General features: G+C 58.9%; 18 protein-coding genes and 1 tRNA gene. 18 read left to right on the top strand and 1 reads right to left on the bottom strand.

The genetic code is table 11. The features are described from left to right. The first annotated feature begins 296 nt into the window (after positions 1–296). On the top strand, positions 297–881 hold the full coding sequence (locus AK2_RS14165; RefSeq protein WP_067935846.1) for a nucleotidyltransferase family protein: 585 nt from the start codon (positions 297–299) through the stop codon (positions 879–881). Between the two features lie 682 nt (positions 882–1,563). Here AK2_RS14165 and AK2_RS14160 read toward each other — a convergent pair. Beyond that, positions 1,564–1,639: transfer RNA gene (locus AK2_RS14160), tRNA-Gly, on the bottom strand. A gap of 89 nt (positions 1,640–1,728) precedes the next feature. Between AK2_RS14160 and AK2_RS14155 the strand changes: the two genes are divergently transcribed. The 17 genes from AK2_RS14155 to AK2_RS14075 all read left to right on the top strand — a co-directional run bounded on the left by AK2_RS14155 (position 1,729) and on the right by AK2_RS14075 (position 19,947). Continuing rightward, positions 1,729–2,709, top strand: a complete 981-nt coding sequence (locus AK2_RS14155) for an RluA family pseudouridine synthase (RefSeq protein WP_083521241.1) — start codon at positions 1,729–1,731, stop codon at positions 2,707–2,709. 99 nt (positions 2,710–2,808) lie between these two features. Then, positions 2,809–3,873, top strand: a complete 1,065-nt coding sequence (locus AK2_RS14150) for a M42 family metallopeptidase (protein WP_174521162.1) — start codon at positions 2,809–2,811, stop codon at positions 3,871–3,873. Continuing rightward, positions 3,864–4,910, top strand: a complete 1,047-nt coding sequence (locus tag AK2_RS14145) for a M42 family metallopeptidase (protein ID WP_067935840.1) — start codon at positions 3,864–3,866, stop codon at positions 4,908–4,910. The genes AK2_RS14150 and AK2_RS14145 overlap by 10 nt, the downstream gene beginning before the upstream one ends. 12 nt (positions 4,911–4,922) lie before the next feature. Beyond that, complete coding sequence (locus tag AK2_RS14140; RefSeq protein ID WP_245632922.1) at positions 4,923–5,915, top strand: zinc-binding metallopeptidase family protein; 993 nt, start codon at positions 4,923–4,925, stop codon at positions 5,913–5,915. 157 nt (positions 5,916–6,072) lie between these two features. Beyond that, the gene (aroC, locus tag AK2_RS14135) at positions 6,073–7,227 is read left to right on the top strand and encodes a chorismate synthase (protein WP_157076366.1); all 1,155 of its coding nucleotides are present in this window, start codon (positions 6,073–6,075) and stop codon (positions 7,225–7,227) included. Continuing rightward, positions 7,224–8,318: a 3-dehydroquinate synthase gene (gene aroB, locus AK2_RS14130; RefSeq protein ID WP_067935834.1), complete on the top strand. Its 1,095-nt coding sequence runs from the start codon at positions 7,224–7,226 to the stop codon at positions 8,316–8,318. The genes aroC and aroB overlap by 4 nt, the downstream gene beginning before the upstream one ends. Before the next feature lie 50 nt (positions 8,319–8,368). Beyond that, the gene (gene aroH / locus AK2_RS14125) at positions 8,369–8,740 is read left to right on the top strand and encodes a chorismate mutase (RefSeq protein ID WP_067935832.1); all 372 of its coding nucleotides are present in this window, start codon (positions 8,369–8,371) and stop codon (positions 8,738–8,740) included. Positions 8,741–9,108: 368 nt separating this feature from the next. Further along, positions 9,109–10,149, top strand: coding sequence for an anthranilate phosphoribosyltransferase (trpD, locus tag AK2_RS14120; protein ID WP_067935828.1), 1,041 nt, complete (start codon positions 9,109–9,111; stop codon positions 10,147–10,149). After that, positions 10,146–10,967 carry an indole-3-glycerol phosphate synthase TrpC gene (gene trpC, locus AK2_RS14115; protein ID WP_067935826.1) on the top strand — a complete coding sequence of 274 codons (822 nt, stop codon included), beginning with the start codon at positions 10,146–10,148 and terminating at the stop codon, positions 10,965–10,967. Before trpD ends, trpC begins: the two co-directional genes overlap by 4 nt. Further along, entirely contained in the window at positions 10,964–11,683 is a 720-nt protein-coding gene (locus tag AK2_RS14110; protein ID WP_067935823.1) for a phosphoribosylanthranilate isomerase, read from the top strand. The genes trpC and AK2_RS14110 overlap by 4 nt, the downstream gene beginning before the upstream one ends. A 4-nt stretch (positions 11,684–11,687) precedes the next feature. Further along, entirely contained in the window at positions 11,688–12,971 is a 1,284-nt protein-coding gene (gene trpB, locus AK2_RS14105; protein WP_245632921.1) for a tryptophan synthase subunit beta, read from the top strand. Beyond that, the gene (trpA, locus tag AK2_RS14100; RefSeq protein ID WP_083521238.1) at positions 12,958–13,851 is read left to right on the top strand and encodes a tryptophan synthase subunit alpha; all 894 of its coding nucleotides are present in this window, start codon (positions 12,958–12,960) and stop codon (positions 13,849–13,851) included. The genes trpB and trpA overlap by 14 nt, the downstream gene beginning before the upstream one ends. 11 nt (positions 13,852–13,862) lie before the next feature. Then, positions 13,863–14,897, top strand: a complete 1,035-nt coding sequence (gene aroF, locus AK2_RS14095; protein ID WP_067935820.1) for a 3-deoxy-7-phosphoheptulonate synthase — start codon at positions 13,863–13,865, stop codon at positions 14,895–14,897. A gap of 16 nt (positions 14,898–14,913) precedes the next feature. Continuing rightward, entirely contained in the window at positions 14,914–15,867 is a 954-nt protein-coding gene (locus AK2_RS14090; RefSeq protein WP_169794803.1) for a prephenate dehydrogenase, read from the top strand. 307 nt (positions 15,868–16,174) lie between these two features. Then, complete coding sequence (locus AK2_RS14085; RefSeq protein WP_067935811.1) at positions 16,175–17,851, top strand: DNA repair helicase XPB; 1,677 nt, start codon at positions 16,175–16,177, stop codon at positions 17,849–17,851. Continuing rightward, a complete protein-coding gene (locus AK2_RS14080; protein ID WP_245632924.1) occupies positions 17,835–19,274 on the top strand; it encodes a helicase-associated domain-containing protein in 1,440 nt (479 codons plus the stop codon). Before AK2_RS14085 ends, AK2_RS14080 begins: the two co-directional genes overlap by 17 nt. Before the next feature lie 112 nt (positions 19,275–19,386). Next, complete coding sequence (locus AK2_RS14075; protein ID WP_067935804.1) at positions 19,387–19,947, top strand: YpiB family protein; 561 nt, start codon at positions 19,387–19,389, stop codon at positions 19,945–19,947. The last annotated feature ends 209 nt before the right edge of the window (positions 19,948–20,156 follow it).

The raw sequence follows: 20,156 nt of genomic DNA, 5'->3' as shown, positions 1-20,156 counted from the left end.
GCAGATCATGTACATGTGTAAACTCCAGGGATGGAGACGAGCATAGGAGTTACTGATTCCTTTTTTTCTCATGTTGACGGGTGCACAAGTACAAGGGCCTTGTCGGGTGTCAAACGTGAGGGCGGAGCCAGTTGTGCGGTTGGCAGAAAATCGGTGTGTGATGTTGCTACTTGGACAGATTGAAGGCCGAGGATAAGCAACACAGTCTAGCCCCAGGTTTTTAGGTGACGCTCAAATGAACCGAACATGTAATTGGTTAACAACCATGGTCTATGAGGAGAAGAAGCAACTCAGTCATGGACAAGAACAGTATCCGAACAGAAGAAGACATTTGTCAGTTAATTTCTACGGATGACTGGATGATGGACGTCTTGGTGGCGGCACGTGCATTGCAATTGCCAGATTGGTGGGTATGTGCTGGTTTCATCCGCTCAAAAGTATGGGATACGTTGCACGGATACGTCCATCGCACCCCGTTACCGGATGTAGATGTGATTTATTATGACCCGATGAATGTCGACGAGACCTTTGAGAAGTCGTTGGAAGAGAAGTTGCGAAATCTGTTACCCGGGGCTCCATGGTCCGTAAAAAATCAGGCCCGCATGCATCTGATAAATGGCCAGGCTCCGTATGTCTCTTCCACCGACGCTATGTCCAAGTTTCCTGAGACTGCAACCGCAATGGGTGTCCAATTACTGGATGATAACCGGATCCAATTAGCCGCACCTTGGGGCGTACACGATCTCGTAGACCTCATTGTGAGGCCAACTCCCTTGTTTAGCAATCGAAATTCGGCCGAGGCAAGAATCTATGAAAACCGGGTCACCAAAAAGAAATGGGAACAGACTTGGCCTCTTGTCCACATTGTGCACCCAAGCTAGTCGAATGCATTGGTATGGTCCTGCTCTCATAGTGGGTCGTGCCATTTCCTGGGATGAGAGGCGAAATAATCGAAATATATCTAAAAAAACAAAAGTCCGTATCCATATAGAGATCCATATAGAGAAACTCACATACTTCTGTTTCAAATGTTGTGGAGATTGCAGTCGATCGTGGCCATGTCTATCGGCCTCCTGATGGGAAAAAAAGCAGGGTCGATGGCAAACTTATGGACGTTGCGACATTCGCTTTGATGAGAGCGGCGGTCACAAATTGACGAGCTCAAACGTCACAGATATTGGCAGAAGCATACAAAGATGCCTTTATTTTTGTTCTAACTTGACTTCCTACGCCCTTGTTCGTCCATTCAGGACAGCGCAGTGTTTGTTCCTGGTTCCTCCTCGAAAATGCTAGCTCACGCATAGCGTGCATCATGAACCGTCGAGGAAGAGTCTTGACGAGGTTTATTGACCTTCCTGCCTAATATGGAATCAAGTTATGTCCCACCTCGGATTGAAAAAGGTTGTTGATCGGATCTCGAACAGGGCACATGAACAAAGCATCAGGCTGAAGTCTTTCTCTCGGCTAAGGCTGAAGACCGCTTACCGATGCCCGTTTCAAAAACGTAAAAGACCCAGCACATTGCTGTACTGGATCCTTATCAGGACAAGGATGTTCAAGATCTGGAGCGGATGACGGGACTCGAACCCGCAACATTCAGCTTGGGAAGCTGACGCTCTGCCAATTGAACTACATCCGCACGGCTGTCTACAATGTGTAGTATAAACGCCTTCCTGGCGGAATGCAAGTGCTGTTGAAGCGAGAACTCTTCACCAGAAAGGACTGCCTATGTACACTCTTCGTGTCGGACCGGAACGCGCTGGACACATGATCAAAACCGTTCTACAATATGAACTTCGCATGTCCCGGAGGTTGCAACGGGCGCTTATCAAATCGGGCGGAGTCTACCGTAACGGCCAGCCGGCTCGCCTGATTGACCGGGTTGAGGCAGGGGATTGGCTGACGGTAGAGTTGCCGGCAGAAGCGTCCAACCTCGTTCCTGAACCCATGCCTTTGGACATCCGTTACGAGGATGCGGAAATTCTGGTCGTCAATAAGCCTCCTGGCGTCCTGGTCCATCCAAGCGCCCACGAGCGAAGCGGCTCCCTCTTGGCCGGGGTGTTGGATTACCTGCAACCGCACGGTCAGGTGGCGCACAGCGTGCACCGCTTGGACAGGGATACCTCCGGGCTTTTGATGTTCGCAAAAACCTCGCACAGTCACCATTTGTTTGACATCGCTTTGCGCGCGGGCGCCCTGCACCGGGCCTATTTTGCCATTGTCTATGGCTTGACGGAGGCGGCTTGTTCGTCAGCCTTCCCGGGTCCCTGGCAGACGATCTCGCTGCCGATTGGTCCCAATCCGTCCCGTCCGTCGCGCCGTATCATTTCCGCTGACGGGCAGCAGGCGATTACTCACTACCGCGTGGTGGGGCAGGCCGGTCGGCTGGCGGCTTTACAGCTCCACCTCGAGACCGGACGAACCCACCAAATCCGCCTGCATTGCGCAGCCATGGGTATGCCACTGGTAGGAGAGGCGGATTATACGGCGGACTACAGTATCTTGCCCGTCGCCAAGAACGAGCCGATTGCGTTTCCGAGGCAGGCATTGCACGCCTATCAACTGACCTGGACACACCCGGTGGACAATACGCGCAAACAGGTGCAGGCGGAGCCTCCTAAGGATATGCGACGCCTGTGGACGAGTGAAGGCGGCGACGATGCGTTGTGGGCGTGGGCCGCATCATTGCCCCTTGAGAAACCAGTTTGATAAGATGAGTTGAGTTGAGATGCTGGATTGCAGTGCCTTTCCTGCGCAGGGCGACGCTCGGAACGCCCATGGACGGGCTAAGGAACGAGGGGTGAAGGAGTGACCGACAACAACCATCGGGAGGACCTGCTGTGGATTCTCGAAGGTCATGGCGGACCCGGATTTGAGCAGGACGTGGCCCGTCGAATTGAACAAGTGTTTTTGCGTTACACCTCACAAATTCGGCGAGACGCGATGGGAAACTTGACGGCGGTGCTGCCGGGCGGAGGTGAGCGGCAGCGTCCGCGCGTGCTACTGGCCGCTCATATGGACGAGATCGCGTTGGTCGTGACCAAAGTCGAGAAAGGCGGCTTTTTGCGCGTATGGCAAGCTGGGGGATTTGATGCCCGGACACTGATTGGACAGGAAGTTGTTGTCCATGGAAAGCGAGCCCTGCCGGGAATTGTGGGCTCGAAGCCGCCTCACCTGACAACCGCCCGCGAGCGGAAACACGCACCGCCATTGGAAGACCTGTACGTGGATTTGGCGTTGCCCGAGTCCTCGGTGCGTGATCTGGTGACTGTCGGCGACCGCGTCACACTCTCGCGCGATCCGATGGAATTGCTGCATGATCGGCTTGCTGGCAGGGCGCTCGATAACCGCGCGAGCGTGGCGGTGCTCCTGGAGACGCTGCGTTTTTTGCGTCCCCTGCGGCATGAGGCGGATGTCTATGCGGTGGCCACGGTGCAGGAAGAGGTGGGGATCCGCGGCGCCGGGACAGCCGCCTATGGCTGGCGGCCGGATGTGGGTATCGCGATTGATGTCACCTTCGCTGAGTTCCCGGGCCAGGATCCGGACAGGAGCTTCAAGATGGGCAAGGGCCCGGCCATTTCCTTTGGTCCCAACATTCATCCCAAAGTGTTTCAGCGCTTGCGCGACACCGCGGAAGAGCACCGAATTCCGTACCAGGTCGAGCTGACTCAGGGTCCGACGGGCACCGACGCGAGGGCGATTCAAATTACCCGCGAGGGCGTGGCCACTGGCTTGGTCGGCGTTGCGGTCCGATACATGCACACATCGGTGGAGATGGCTGATTACCAGGACATCGTGGAGTGCGGAAGGCTCTTGGCGCACTTCATCGCGAACGTGGACATCGCCTACGTGGAGGGTCTGTCATGTTACTAAAAGAACTCACGGAAGCCATGGGGCCGTCAGGGTTTGAAGACGAAGTGCGCGACCTGATTCGGGAAGCCGCGCGTCCATACGCGGAGCGGATGTACACAGACGTGCTTGGAAATCTGATTGTGGAGCAAAACTCATCGGCTCCGGGCCCGCGCGTTCTCCTGGATGCCCACATGGACGAAGTCGGGTTGATGATTGTCCACGTGGAGGAGAGCGGTCTGCTCCGGTTTCGCGCCTTGGGCGGTATCGATCCGCGCGTCCTGGTCTCCAAACCGGTGCGTATCGGCGCGGAGAAACGGTACGGAGTGATTGGCTCCAAACCGATTCATTTACAGAAGGCGGAAGAGAGGAAGCGTCCCCTGTCGATGAACGAGTTGTACATAGACATCGGCGCCAAGGATCGGGACGACGCCTTGCGGGTGGTGAAACCAGGGGATGTGGCCGTGTTTGCCACCCGGTATGGTGAGATCGGTGAGGGCTGCGCCAAGGCCAAGTCGTTTGACGACCGGATAGGATGCGCCATCTTGCTCGACGTGCTTGCAGCCAGCGTTTCCGTTCCCCTGATTGCAGCCTTCACCGTGCAAGAGGAAATAGGCTTGCGCGGTGCCACCGTGGTGGGAGAACGAATTCGCCCAGACATCGCGATAGCCCTCGAGGGAACCGTGTGCTTTGACGTGGTGGACGCGCCGGGCCACGGGCAGTCGACGGTGATGGGAGCGGGCCCCGCCCTGACCGTGCAGGACGGGCGCACGATTGCAGATCAAAAGTTTCTCCAGTTCATGGTCTCGCTTGCGGAGAAACGCCACATCCCGTATCAGTTCCGGCGGGTAAAGGGCGGATCGAACGATTTCGGGGCGCTCCATCGTTCTGGAACCGGGGTGATTGGAGGCGGAATCTCGGTTCCGGTCCGGTATATTCACGCACCCGCCCAGATCATATCGCTGGAAGACTACCACAACACTGTCCGCTTGGTTCGTGCTTTGCTCGAAGAGATAGCGTCGGGAGCGTGGCCTCTTGGGAATCGTATCCAGACTGGCTGAGGAGGATGTTGGATGTCGGAACTGAAGGAGCAAATTGCGCGGCTGGCGGCGTTTGTGGCTCCGTCCGGCGCGGAGCGCGACCTCCAGGGGGCCCTGCTGGAGTTGGTGCGGGACGTGGCGGACGAGGCGTGGATTGATGCGCTGGGCAACGGCATTGCGCGAAAACGGGGTCTCGGTCCGCACGTGATGCTGGCGGCCCACGCGGATGAAACGGGTGTCATGGTGATTCATGTCGATGACGGAGGCTTCTTGCGTCTCATATCTGTCGGTGACGTGTCGGCCCGGGACATCATCGGGCGTCGGGTGGAATTCACGAATGGACTCCTCGGCCTTGTGCAGGCCGAGTCCGCTGTGGCTGTCGAGGACATCGGCTTTGAACACTTGTATGTGGACATCGGCGCGGACAGTCGTGAAGCGGCTCTGGAACGGGTTTCCATAGGTTTGTCCGGCGTCGTGGTCGATCCGGTCGTCCCTTTTACCCCGTACCGGCTGTCCGGTCGGGCGCTGGACAACCGGGTGGGCTGTGCTGTGGTGGCATCCGTGTTCCGCGCGGCTGCCGCAGAGGGGAAAAACGTGTCCGTGGTATTCACGGCGCAAGGCGCTGTGGGCGCGCGCGGCGCCAGGCCGGCGGTGGTACAGCTGGAACCCGACCTGGCCTTGGTGGTGGACGCAGCTCCTGCCGGGGACACTCCCGGGGCCAAGCGGATGGACATCAAACTGGGGCAAGGCCCGGCGATCAAGGTGATGGATGGAACCACCATCATTCCATTGGATATGAAGCGTCGATTGGAGCAGTGCGCGGCAGAGAACGGGGTGCCGATTCAGTACGAGGTTTGGCCGCGCGGCGCCTCCGATGCGGGCAGCGTACAGTTATCTATGGCAGGAATTCCCACCGCTGGCGTCAGCTACCCTGCCCGCTACGTGGGGGCAGGATCGACCGTGGTGGATCTGCGGGACGTGGAGGCTGCGGTGCGGTTGTTGACCGCAGTGGTGGCACAATCGTGAAGCCGCCGGCCCATGCCTTCGCGCGGAAACGTGCGAGGACTGTCCCGTCGGCCGGCCGCCAAAACAGGCGGATAACGGGAAAAGATGATATAATGTCCGCAACACTTTTCTGAGAGAAGAGACAGAGTGGAGTAGAGCGAGGAGCGTGACACCTGTGATTCGTTACTTGACGGCCGGAGAGTCGCATGGCCCCGAATTGACCGTCATTGTGGAAGGACTTCCGAGCCGCCTGCCGGTGGACAAGGCGGCCATCGACGAACAGCTGCGCCGCCGGCAACAGGGATACGGGCGCGGCCGGCGCATGCAGATTGAATCGGATGCGGTGGAAATCACGAGCGGCGTACGATTTGGGGAGACACTGGGCACGCCCGTCACGATGCACATTGTCAACCGCGACTTCAAGAATTGGCAGGAGCGCATGGCGGTGTACGGGAATCCGCCGGACAACTTGAAGGTCGTGGAACGACCGCGGCCGGGGCATGCGGACTTGGCCGGGGCCATCAAGTATGACCATGAAGACATCCGCAACGTGCTGGAACGGGCAAGCGCTCGCAACACAGCGACCATGGTGGCGGCGGGCGCATTGGCGCGGCAGCTTTTGGCGCAGTTTGGGATTGAAATCATCAGCCACGTGGTGGAATTGGGCGGGGTCTGTGTGGGCCGCCTGCCGGATGACCTGCAGCAGATTCGTGAGGCGGCCGAGAATTCTCCGGTGCGCTGTGCGGACGAGGAGGCCGCGGCGAACATGATGGCTCGCATTGACGAGGCCAAAGAGCGCGGCGATACGGTGGGCGGCGTGTTTGAGGTCCAGGTTGTCGGCTGTCCGGTGGGGCTGGGAAGCTACGTCCATCCGGATAGGAAGTTGGACGGACGACTGGCCGCAGCCGTCATGAGCATACAGGCCATCAAAGGTGTGGAGATTGGCTTGGGTTTCGAGGCGGCGCGACGGTTTGGATCGCAAGTGCATGATCCCATTGGGCACGATGGCCGGGGGTACGTGCGTCCGAGCAATGGAGCCGGTGGACTGGAGGGCGGCGTGACCAACGGACAACCGGTGGTCATTCGCGGCGCCATGAAACCCATCTCCACGCTGTACAAGCCGCTCAACAGCGTCAACATGCGGACCAAGGAAGTCGAGCCGGCAGCGGTGGAGCGCTCCGATTACTGCGCCGTCCCGGCAGCCGCCGTGGTGGCGGAAAACGTCGTCGCGTGGGTGATGGCGGACGCGTTTCTCGAGAAGTTCGGGAACGATTCCCTGCCGCAGATCAAGGCCCATCTGGAGGCTTACCAAGAGCGGGTGTCCGGCCGGTGACGACACGCCTGGACGTACACACACCCACGCGTACCTATCCGCTCGTTGTCGCTCCCGGCCTGCACAGGCGACTAGGAGACGAATTGAAACGGCTGGGTGTTTCCACAGATAGGTCCTTGTTTCTAATCACGGATGAAACGGTCGCCGGACTCGGGGTGTTGAACCGGGTCAGCGGGGCGTGCCAAGAAGCCGGTTATTCGGTCTCCAGTGCGGTTGTGCCTCCTGGAGACAGCAGCAAGTCGTGGGCCACGGCTTATCACCTCTACCAACAGATGTTGCAGGCGCGGGTGCGTCGTGACGGTGTCGTGATGGCGATAGGGGGCGGTATGGTCGGGGATCTCGCGGGATTTGTGGCGGCCACCTACTTGCGCGGTGTGTCGTTCATACAGGTTCCCACCACGCTTTTGGCGCACGACAGCAGCATCGGCGGCAAGGTGGGCGTCAATCTGCCAGAGGGGAAGAACCTGGTAGGGGCTTTCCACCAGCCGCTGGCGGTTCTTTATGACACGGAATGCCTCGCGTCTCTGCCGACCGATGAGTGGCGGGCGGGCATGGCCGAGGTCATCAAGCATGGCCTTATCGGCGATGCGGAGTTGTTCGCTCGCTTGGAGTCGTCTCCGGTTCCTCAATTCCCGGGAGCGGAACCGACGGAACGGCTGATTGCCCAAGCGGCGGCTGTCAAGATCCGCGTTGTCGAGGCGGACGAGCGGGAAAGTGGATTGAGAATGGTGCTGAACGTCGGGCATACGGTCGGGCATGCGGTGGAGCAGATCTCGGCTTATCGATTCAGTCACGGCGAAGCCGTGGCGATGGGCCTGTGCGTGGAGGCGGAGTTGTCCGTTTGGCGCGGCCTGCTGTCGAAACCGGGACGGGATCGCATCGTGAAGGTGCTCGAGCAGCACGGGCTTCCGACCCAAGTTCCGGATTATTCACTGGAGACGGTGATTTCGGTGCTTGATAGGGACAAGAAGAACCTGCACCACGGTTGGACCTTTGCCTTGCCTGTGGACATTGGACGGGTGGAGATTGTCCGCGGAATCGGACTGGACGACTTGAAAGCGGCGTGGAATGCGCGCTTGCACACGGCGTAGACGGCGTTGTGCAAAATATTTTTCCCAGGAGAATCAAGGAGGATGGGGCCATGGCCACGACCGTTCGAGGCATTCGGGGTGCCATCACCGTTGCGGAAGACTCCGCGGAGGCCATCCTGACGGCGACCCATGAACTGATGGCGGAGATCACCAAACGGAACGCCCTTGTGCCGGAAGACGTGGTCAGCGTTCTGCTGACCATGACCCCCGATCTGACTGCGTGCTTTCCCGCCCGGGCGGTGCGCAGCTTGCCGGGGTGGCAATGGGTGCCTTTGATGTGCGCGAGTGAAGTGGCCGTGGCCGGCGGGCTGGAGCGCTGCATCCGGGTACTCGTGCACGTCAATACGGAGAGGACTCAAGCCGAAATGGAACACGTCTATCTGGGGGCCGCGGTCCAACTGCGTCCCGACCTGGCTCAATAGGTCGGCGTGGACGTCCAAGCGGGCACTTGTTTGGTTGACGGAGAAACTGATAGCACATATCATATACACATCATTGATTGAGAGTTTCGCTATTGTCTGTCATGTAATATGAGGTTAGCTGTGGAGCGGAGTGGAGATGAGCTTGTTGGAGAACGGATGGGCATTTCGGATCCGATCCGGTTGACCGTCCTGACTTGCGCGCAGTCTCTGGAGGTTGTGTCCGCAGGTTGGCGAGCGACTGGCTCACTGCCTGCGGATTTGAGCATATCCAGGTACTGCGGACCCGATGGATTCTGGAATCGAGTCTGCGTGTGAGATCCGTCCAGCAGGCTTGCTCCCGGAGACGAGATGAGAGGAGACGAGTGAATATGAGTGAGTTGGTTCAAGGGGTCCTGAGGCAAGTGGCGGAAGGCCATACGCTGGATGCCGAAACGGCTGAACGTATGATGGATCAATTGATGCAAGGACAGCTGTCCCCGGTGCATACGGCGGCCTTGGTGTCGGCGATGGCAGCACGTGGGGAAACGGTGGACGAGATTGTCGGCTTCGCGCGCGCCATGCGCAGCCACAGCAACAGCCTGCGGGTGCCTTTTGATGTCGTGGACACTTGTGGCACTGGCGGCGACGGCGTGGGGACATTCAATATTTCTACAGCGTCGGCGGTGGTTGCCGCGGCCGCCGGGGCGCGGGTGGCCAAGCACGGCAACCGGGCGGTTTCCAGCCGCAGCGGCAGTGCCGATGTCCTGTCGGCGTTGGGTGCCCATGTGGACCTGAACGAAGCGGAGGCGCTGCGCTGTTTGGAAGTGAGCGGCCTGTGTTTTCTCTTTGCTCCCAGTTATCATCCGGCCCTCCGACACGCAGCCGAGACCCGTCGTGAGCTTGGTTTTCGTACCATTTTCAATATTCTCGGGCCGCTGACCAATCCAGCCGGAGCCAAACGGCAGGTCATTGGCGTCTTTCGTGCCGACCTGGTCGATAAAGTGGCACAGGCCTTGGTGGAGTTAGGCACTGAACATGCCTTGGTTGTCCACGGCGCCGGCGGATTGGACGAATTGTCCCTGGCCGGTGAGTCGTTGGTAGCCGAAGTCCGGCACGGGCAATGGCACCGATACACGCTGAATCCGGAGGACGTAGGCCTGACCCGCGCCCCGTTGGAGACGGTTATCGGCGGTGACGCCGCTGCAAACGCTGAGTTGATACGCGGCATTCTGTCGGGACAAGCGGGGCCGCCGCGGGATGTGGTCCTGTACAACACCGGGGCCGTTCTGTATATCGCCGGAATCGCGTCGAGTATTGGCGAAGGCGTGCGGATGGCCGCGCAATGTGTGGATGAGGGCGCGGCCACGGCCACCCTGGTTCGCTTTATTGGCGCCACCATGGCGTCCGAGGCGGAGGAGGTAGCCCAGTGACGACGTTTTTGGATCGCATACTTGAAACCAAAAGGGAAGAAGTCGCTGAACTGCGCCGCCGAAGCCGCCTCGGGCAAGCGCCCGACCTGGGTAGTCTGCCGCCATGCCGTGGATTTGCTGCAGCTCTGCAAGCGGGTGGCTCCCTGGCAGTGATTGCCGAAGTCAAGCAAGCAAGCCCGTCCAAAGGCAAAATCGCGGTGGATTTCAACCCAGTGGCTACTGCGAACCTATATGAACAGGCCGGTGCAGCCGCCGTGTCCGTTTTGACGGATGAGCGGTATTTTCAGGGTAGTATCGCGGATCTGCGGAGAGTCCACGATGCGGTGCGATTGCCCGTGCTGCGCAAAGACTTCATCATCGACGAAACCCAGATTGAACAAGCGCGCGCGGCTGGAGCAGATGCGGTGCTGTTGATTGTCGCCGCGTTGACAGCGGATCGTCTGCTGGAACTTTCCCAGTACGCAAAGGATTTGGGCCTGGATGTGCTGATTGAGGTGCATACAGATGAGGAACTGCCCGTGGCGCTGGCCGCTGGGCCGTCGGTGTTGGGCATTAACAACCGCAATCTGCACACGTTCGTCGTTGATTTGAACACTACGCTGCGTTTGGCCCAAGCGGTTCCACCCGAGATTCCGACGATTTCGGAAAGCGGCGTGAGCTGCCGCGAGGATGCGGAACGGTTGGCCGCCAGCGGGGTGTGCGGGGTGCTTGTGGGGGAATCGTTGATGCGGCAGTCAAGCGCCGAAGGTGTCCGGGAACTGATAGCTCAACTCCAGGTTCCTCGCCTTTCGTTGGCAAGGGACGGTGCCAGCCTGTGAACGTGCGGGTGAAAATATGTGGTATCCAGCCGGGCGACGACCTTTCCTTTACACATACTGAACGGATTGCTTATGTGGGGTTTATCTTTGTTCCGGCAAGCCGCCGCTATGTCCATCCCCGCCAGGTGCCCGCGCTGGTCCGGTCGTTGCCCGCTTCCTGCACCCCGGTAGGAGTGGTGGTCGACGAGGAGTTTGACGGCGTTCGACAGATCTGCGACGAAGCCCAGATCCGGCACGTGCAGCTCCACGGCCGCGAGACACCTGACTTTTGCCGGCGTCTGAAGAGTTGCGGGTATACCGTGTGGAAATCGTTCTCCGTACCGGAGACGGTCGATGGGGACGCGGCCACCGTCATAGCGGACCAGATTCGCCCCTATCTGCGGACGATTGACGGCATCTTATTGGACGCTGCCCCGCCCGCTGCTGCGGGTTCGGTCACCGGCGGGCACGGTCGCCGCTTTGATTGGAGCATGCTGCCGCGCTTGGCGGACGCCTTGGGCGCTCACGGCACGCGGCCACCGTTGTGGGTTGCTGGAGGCATCAGCCCTGAAAATGTCGAGCAATGCCTTGCGTGCTTTGTGCCCGACGGTTTGGACGTCTCGTCCGGCGTTGAGGTGAATGGGCGCAAGTCGCGCGCTCGTATCGATTCCCTGATGAAGGCGTTGCGATTGGCCGCGAGGCGACAGGGTTTGGTGCAGAATCTAAGCAGGCGGTGAACCAGTGATGACACAACAGACCGGTACGCAAGCGGCCAAAGACAGGATTGCACCGGCAACGGCGGCCCAGCCGGCGGCGGGCACGTCGCTTCCTGACGCAAACGGGCGGTTTGGCGATTATGGCGGGCGTTACGTTCCGGAGACCTTGATGACCGCACTGCATCAACTGGAGCAGGACTATGAACGGCTGATACAGGATCCAAGGTTTCAGGCGGATTTGTCCTATTATTTGCGCCAATACGCGGGTAGACCGACGCCTTTATACTATGCGGAACGGCTGACGGATCACCTCGGGGGGGCAAAGATTTACCTGAAACGCGAGGACCTGAACCACACGGGAGCCCACAAGATCAACAACACCATTGGCCAGGCGCTGCTGGCCGTGTATACGGGCAAGAAGCGTGTCATCGCGGAGACCGGCGCCGGCCAGCACGGTGTGGCTACGGCGACCGTGGCGGCCCGGTTTGGACTGCAGTGTACGGTGTTCATGGGCGAAGAGGATATGCAGAGGCAGGCCCTCAACGTCTTTCGTATGCGGATGCTGGGGGCCGAGGTGGTTCCGGCCTCCACCGGTACCCGGACCTTGAAGGATGCCACAAACGAGGCCATCCGTCATTGGGTCTCCCATGTGGAGGACACATATTACATCATCGGATCTGTGGTCGGACCGCATCCGTATCCGCGTATCGTCCGCGATTTTCAACGGATTATCGGAGATGAGACTCGCAGGCAGATTCTGGAATGTGAAGGCCGATTGCCAGACACGGTTGTCGCTTGTGTCGGGGGCGGAAGCAATGCTATGGGCATGTTCTACCCATTTATCCCGGATACAGGTGTGCGGCTTGTTGGCGTCGAAGCCGCGGGAAAGGGCGCCGACACCGGACTGCACGCGTTGAGCATTGGGCAAGGCCGCCCTGGCGTGTTGCACGGTTCTCGGACGTATCTTCTGCAGGATAAGTGGGGGCAGGTCACCCCTGCGCACTCGATTTCTGCCGGCCTGGATTACCCGGGCGTAGGTCCCGAGCATGCCTGGCTGCATGATGCAAGACGGGCTACCTACGTTCCCGTCACGGATGAAGAGGCGCTGAACGCATTTTACCTCTTGTCCAAGACGGAGGGCATCATCCCGGCCCTGGAGAGCGCCCACGCCGTGGCCCATGCCGCCCGCATAGCCCCGCAGCTTCCCAAAGACCACCTGTTGGTGGTGTGCTTATCCGGACGCGGGGATAAAGATGTGGAGCAGATTGCCAGACTGGAAAGGGAGGAGCGGCAGCATGGAGAGAATTGAACACGCCTTTCGTCAAGCATCGAAACAAGCCGCACTCATCCCGTTTCTCACAGCTGGCGATCCGGACTTGGAGACGTCGATTTGCGCTTTTGATGCAGTGATTGACGCTGGAGCGGATATAGTTGAAATTGGAATACCGTATTCCGATCCGCTGGCGGACGGACCTGTGATTCAAGCGGCGGCGGTCCGGAGTCTGCGCGGCGGGTTCCAATTGCCGGCCGCCTTTGATGTCTGCGCGACGCTGCGCAGACGACATGAGCAGACGGGACTTGTGTTGTTCAGCTACATCAACCCCGTCCTGCAGTACGGCCCAGATAAGTTTTTCCGGGATGCCCATGCCGCAGGCGCTGACGGTGTGATACTTCCCGACCTGCCGTTTGAAGAGAGTGCCGTGGTGCGGGAACTGGCGGACGCCGCTGGGCTGGCGCTGATACCGTTGGTCGCGCCGACCTCGGGAGAAGGGCGCGTGGCCCAGATCTGCGAATCGGCCCGGGGATTCGTCTACTGTGTTTCGTCTTTGGGCGTGACAGGGGAGCGAAAGCACCTGTCGACCCAGGTGCAGGAACTGGTGGCATCCGTACGCCGGCACACTCACCTTCCGGCTGCGGTCGGGTTTGGGGTGAGTACGCCGTTGCAGGCCCGGAAAGTCGGAGCGTATGCGGACGGGGTGATTGTCGGCAGCGCCTTTGTACGCCGCGTCGAGGAGGCCTTGGCGGAGACGCGAGGTGCGAGCGCCCCGACGGGACATCGACAGTCAGAAGCGGAGGGTGTCAGCACATCGAGCCGGGAGGCGATTGTCGGGCGCATCCGCTCATTCGCTGCGGAACTGGCGTCTGCTCTCGCGAGCCCAGATTTACATGCCGCGCAGGCACAGAGATAGGAGGGAGAGATATGATAGTCGTTATGAAAGAGGACGCAACCCAGTCTCAGATTGACGCGGTGGCTGGTTTGCTGAGAAGCAAAGGGTTGGGCGTACACCTGTCCCAAGGTGAGGAGAAGACTATCATCGGGATTATTGGACAACGGGAGCGAGTGCTGGAATTGCCTGTTGAATCCATGGAAGGCGTAGAAAAAGTGGTGACGGTAAGTAAGCCCTTCAAGCTGGCCAACCGCGCTTTTCACCCCCAGGACACCTTGGTGCAGGTAGGCAACCATGTGGTGGGCGGCGGCGAGTGTACCCTGATTGCCGGCCCGTGCTCCGTGGAGTCGAGAGATCAGATCATTGAGATTGCGCAGTTTGTCAAACAGGTCGGAGGACACATGCTGCGCGGCGGAGCTTTCAAGCCGCGTTCATCCCCATATTCGTTCCAAGGCCTTGGGGAGACCGGTCTCCGCTATTTGGCTGAGGCCCGTGAACAAACCGGGCTGCCGATTGTATCCGAAGTGATGGAAATTGCCCAAATCCCGATGTTTCTGGAATACGTGGATGTCCTTCAGATTGGCGCCCGCAACATGCAGAATTTTCCGCTGTTAAAGGCTGTCGGAAAGACCGATAAGCCGGTGCTGCTGAAGCGGGGATTGTCGGCAACGATTGAGGAATGGTTGATGTCCGCCGAATATATCCTGGCCGAAGGCAACCCGAATGTCATTCTCTGTGAACGTGGCATTCGGACGTTTGAAACCTACACCCGCAACACACTGGACTTGAATGCTGTACCGGTGGTGCAGCACCTGTCCCATCTGCCCATCCTGGTGGATCCCAGCCACGGCGTGGGGAACTGGCGCTATGTTACGGCGATGGCGCGGGCCGGCATCGCAGCGGGAGCGAATGGAGTGATTGTGGAGATTCACCCTAATCCCGCAGAGGCGTTGTCCGACGGCCCACAATCGCTGACCCTGGACCGGTTTGCGGGCATGGTCGCTGAGGTGCGCCGGATCGCTCAAGCGCTCAATCCAGCCCAGGAAGCCCTTGCGGGAAATGCTTGAACGGCAGGGAAACCGGATGGAAACAGGAGGCAGGCCTGCCCGTTGGCCTGTCTCCTTGTTGATTGTTGGTTGCGGGCTCATTGGGGCTTCCCTGGCCATGGCCTGGCGTCAGCTCCACCCAGATGCGCGTATCGTGGGCGTGGATACGAACGCGCAGCATCAAGAGCAGGCGCGTGAACTTGCCTGTTCCGCCGCCGGCCGGGAAGGCCACCTTGCCAGGGAGACGACTGGGTGCGCAACGCGTCTGGTTTTTGACGATGTGCTGCCATCGGTGCCGAACGAATCGTTCGATGTGGGTGTTCTCGCGGTGCCGGTCGAAGCAGCGTGCCGTTTGTTGGCCACGGTAGGTGAGAGGGCCGAATGCGTGATGGACGTCTGCAGCGTGAAAGAACCGGTGGTGGAAGCTGCCCAGCGGCTTGGCATCACCGAGCGTTTCGCTCCGACCCATCCGATGGCCGGAGCCGCGAGTTCGGGCCCGACGGCCGCCCGCCCAGATTTGTTCGACGGCGAGGCCTGGCTGGTGATGAGGGGATGGCCGGCGCTGGCGCGAATCGAGCCGATGCTGGCGGCTATGGGCGCGAACATCGTGGAGGTGCCTTCGGCCGTGGAACATGACCGCGCCATGGCCGCGGTGAGTCACGGTGTGCACCTCGCCTCGCTGGCTGTGATGGCGGCCTACGGACAGGCCGTTGTCGATAATGGGGCCAATCCCCGCCTGTGGTCCCGCTTGACCGGTCCCGGGTTCCGCGATGTCACGCGGCTGGCTGCGTCGCCGCCCACGTTTTGGGTTTCCACGCTGCTGTCCAATCGGACGGCGGTGCTCGCTCATCTTGAGCGTATCAGTGAAGCCTTGCGAGAATTTACAGCCGCTTTGACGGACGCCGACCCTGAACGGCTGACAGGGCTTCTGAAATCCGCCCAGGCTCAACATGAGCATTGGCACCATTGGCGCCGGAACACACAGGAATAAGTCTGGGCTGAGTAATCTAAAAGTGGCTATTGACAGCGTTTCCATACGGATGTATTCTAAGGGCGAAGGGTGTTTTGTTCTGAATTCTCTCCACTCCTAGCAGATTCTTATGAGGGACGCGTGAGCGTCCCGGTTTTTTGTCTAAGAAAGCGTTTGCATCTCTGGGAGCCATCCTCTTCATGGCGCGCCGTGAACCTGTCCGTGTATAAACCCGGTGATACATCATCATAATAAGAAAAGAATTCCAGTGGATTTCCGAATCCGCACCACATACGGCAGGTATCGGTCAGCCAAGGAGAGGACGGGTGTGTCCGGATTTTTGTACATCCACGCAGACGGTACTGTCATAGCGAGATCCGATGTCCCCGGCTATGAGTCGGTGCAGGCTACCTTGGGCCAGTTTGCAGAGATTTTCCAACAACTGGATCCCATTCATGTCTACCGATTGCATCCGCTGTCTCTTTGGCAAGCCGCGGCGCGCGGTCTGACGACCGATGAGGTGCTCCGATTCTTGCGCCGCCACGCTGTCCATCCCCTTCCTTTCCCGCTCCAATTGATGATTCAAAAAGAAATGAGCAAATGGGGACAATTGGAACTCGTCATGGGACAAGATGGCGATCACGTGATGCTGCATGGATCTGCCGGGTTATTGGCGGAACTGAGTCGTTCTGCCCTCTTTGCCGACTGCGCGATGACAAGGACACCACGGGGAATCCAGTTCCGCGCACAGCGGCGAGCGGATGTGAAGCGGGCACTGGCCCGACTCGGCTATCCTGTGCTGGATAGGGCCGGGTATCACATGGGTCCGCCCTTAGATATATCGGCGCGTGCCGGTTTGCGATTACGGGATTACCAGCAGGAAGCCGTCGCCGCCTTCTTTGCCGACGGGAGTGGGCAAAGCGGGATTATCGTTTTGCCGTGCGGGGCAGGCAAGACCGTCGTCGGCATCGCGATTTTGGCGCAGCTCAAGCGGCACGCCCTGATTTTGACCCCCGGTGAGGAAGCGGCCGACCAATGGGAGCGGGAGTTGAAACGCTGGACCGAGATCCGGGATGAAGCGGTTTCGATTTTCGACCCAAAACGAGGGCCATCACCGGTAACAATCACCACATATCAACGAGTGGCTGCCCGCAACAAAACCGGATTGCACAGGAATCTGGAGACTTTGACGCGCCACCCATGGGGACTCGTGGTCTACGACGAGGTGCATGTCCTTCCAGCCCCATTGTTTCGACTGGCTGCTGAATTGCAGGGTGTGCGCCGATTGGGACTCACGGCCACGCTCGTACGGGAAGACGGGTTGGCAGCCGATGTATTCAGTCTCATTGGGCCGAAGTTATACGAAGCACAGTGGAAGCCTCTGGAGCGGGACGGGTACTTAGCGCCTGTGACCTGTGTCGAGGTTGACGTTCCGTGGCATAGCCAGGATTACGAGCGTTATCGGGAGGCTGGCGTTCGCGAGCGACACCGGGTGGCAAGCGAGAACAGGGCAAAAGTCGCAGTCGTCTGCGAGCTTGTTCAGCGACACCCGGAAGCTAGCATCCTGATATTTGGCCATTATGTCGAATCTTTGTCCCTTATCTCTCGTGCTGTGGGCTGTCCCCTGATCACGGGGCGGACGCCTAAAACGCAACGGGAGGTCCTGTATGAATCGTTTCGTCAGGGGCGAGCCCGCGTTTTGGCGTTGTCTCGGGTCGCCAACATGGCCATTGACCTGCCGGCTGCCACAGTGGCCATTCAGGTCTCCGGGTTGTTTGGTTCACGCCAGGAAGAGGCGCAGCGTCTCGGCAGGTTGCTACGTCCTGCAGGCGGATCGGGTATGTTTTACACGTTGGTGACCGAGCAAAGCGTGGAACAGGAAAAGGCCCGCCACCGCCAGATGTTCTTGGTGGAACAAGGATACCGCTACGAGAAGGTGCACGCCGCAAATGTCAGTGGGTGGGAAGGGGTGTCCGTTCGTGCGCTTGATGGAGTGCTTGAATGACGCGGATGTGCTCACGCTGCGCAAGATTGTGGACCATTACGGATTTTCGTGCTCCCGTCATTCCAAAATGGATATGATTCAGGAAATTTCATTGACCTTCCGGAGTTCGCGGTTTCTTGGACAATACCTTCCGATGTGGACGGATGGACGCGAGTTTCCGTTGCTGAGGCTGTGCGTGAGCGCTGTGCGACCGCTGACGGGCGAGGAAATCGATGGTGTGTTTTGTGACGGGGACTCCAACATCCTGGACTCGGCCTTGCGCGAGGGCTGGCTGTTTTCGACCACGCGTATCGATGGGCGCCGCTTGTACGTGATGCCGGACGAATTGAAGCGGGTGATGCAAGAGCGCTTGACAGCCTGCGTTCTTGCGTCCGTCCAGCAGAGCGCAGAGGGGCCCGCGGTGTTCGCCGAAGAAGGATATGCTCTCAGCCATGATCTGGACGTGTTCCTGGAGTACGTGGACCACCATGATGTGTTGCTCACCCAGGGCGGATCCATGTACAAGCGCCACTTGGTGCAGGTGCTGCAAATTCTCGAAGTGGAAGAGGACGTACTTTCTGGCGGATGGCGCTTCGGCTATGGGCGAAGGTTTCACGATTATCCAGACCGGTTCGCTTTATTGTACGATTTTGCATACCATGCAGGATACCTGGAGGAGAGCGCAGATGGTCGTTTGCGCACCCGACCGGAGCGGGAAGAGTGGATGGCGATGAAACCAGCCCAAAGGCAGCGGGCATTTTTTCGTTTCTATCTGAGTTCGTATCGTCGTCCGATCTTGCGCTTGCCTGTCCTTACGCAGGTCATCGGTTGGGTTCCGCCAAGATGGATTCACAGTGATTCGATGTTCCAGGCATTAGAGCCCCTGATTAACGAATATTATTACGATACCAAGGAGCAGGTCTGGAAAACCCGCATCGTCAAGATGTTGACGCACCTGGGTATCTTGCGAACCGGTGAAGACGATCTCGGCCGACAGTGGTTTCAAATCACAAAACTTGGTCAAGAATTGCTAACACCAGACGCCATTCCAGCCGCGGAACCGCAAGAAGACGACAGCCGAAGGGTGCTTATCGTGCAGCCGAACTTCGATATCTTGGTCACAGCTGAAACCCCGCGTCTAGCCGCGGTGTTGGCACAGTTTGCTGACCTGAAGCAAAGTGGAACGCTGCGAGTGTACGGGATGTCGAAATCCAGCCTGGAACGGGGGATTCGAGAAGGAGGAACCATATCCGGATGGTTAGAATTCTTGACCCAATACTCGCAGACGCCTGTTCCGGGAAATGTGGAACGAACGTTGCGGGAATGGGAGCAGCCGCTGCAGGGAGGCGGCAACGGAGAAGAGATCCCGCTGGGACTGAAACCAATTGAGTTGGCGCGCGACCAGGATATCCAACAAAAGTCGGGCCAAGAGCGCTCGGGATGAGCAGGAAAATGCCGCATCCTTCGCGAATAGAATACACGAAGAATTCCTACTATTGGCGGCATGTGGGCGACCTCAATCGACAACGGAAAACTCCATCAGGGAGGAGACGACCATGGGTAGCACGGTCACAACTGCCGAGAAGAAACACTTCCTGCGCTGGTTTCTGGCGAACTATCAGCTGCAGAGTCGTGAGGCCGAGATGCTGATTCGGTATATGATGACGCGAGAGAACGTGCTCCGCAAGGTTCACTTTGTCGAGAATTTCAGGCAGTTGCCGAGGGTCATCGTGATGTCTACGACCTGCGTGCCGGTTGCGCCGTTCCGCTACTACCGACGCAACAAACCTGTATCCACCGATGTCGAGCAAGCGTTTCTGGACCTCTATCAGCACCCGGATGAGGACATCTATGTGGGCCTGTTCTTCAAGGACAGGACCACCAGTGCGGCGTATGCCGCGGTGCTTGAGGAGGTCCCCGCACATGACCTGGAACCGGCGGTGCGGGAGATGATCTCGCTTCAGGCGGACTTGATCATTGAGCAAGCCGTCCGCCGCTATCAGCGGGCGATGCTGATGGCCGATGTCGACCGCAGCCTTGATGAGGGGAATCGGGAGGCTTTCTATAAAGCCAGTCAACGGCTGATTGAATTCGACGAATCGAATCTCGGGCTCTAACTGGCGGTGTGTGCGGGATTGGCCTTGCGTCTACGACAGGTTTTCTCGTGACCTTGCCCCACTGGATGCCGCGGTTCCTTCCGTGGCTTTTTTGTTGTTCGCCGCCTGCGGATACAAGCCTCGTTGCCCACATAGAAGGAATTTCGTCATCAAGGCACATTCCCACCACATTCTATTTGATCTTTGCGCTGGCACGTGCTATAGTATTC

The organism is Alicyclobacillus kakegawensis NBRC 103104 (assembly GCF_001552655.1).
Lineage (GTDB): Bacteria > Bacillota > Bacilli > Alicyclobacillales > Alicyclobacillaceae > Alicyclobacillus_G > Alicyclobacillus_G kakegawensis.
The sequence above is the reverse complement of the archived record's forward strand: the minus strand, read 5'-3'. Positions and strand labels throughout refer to the sequence as shown.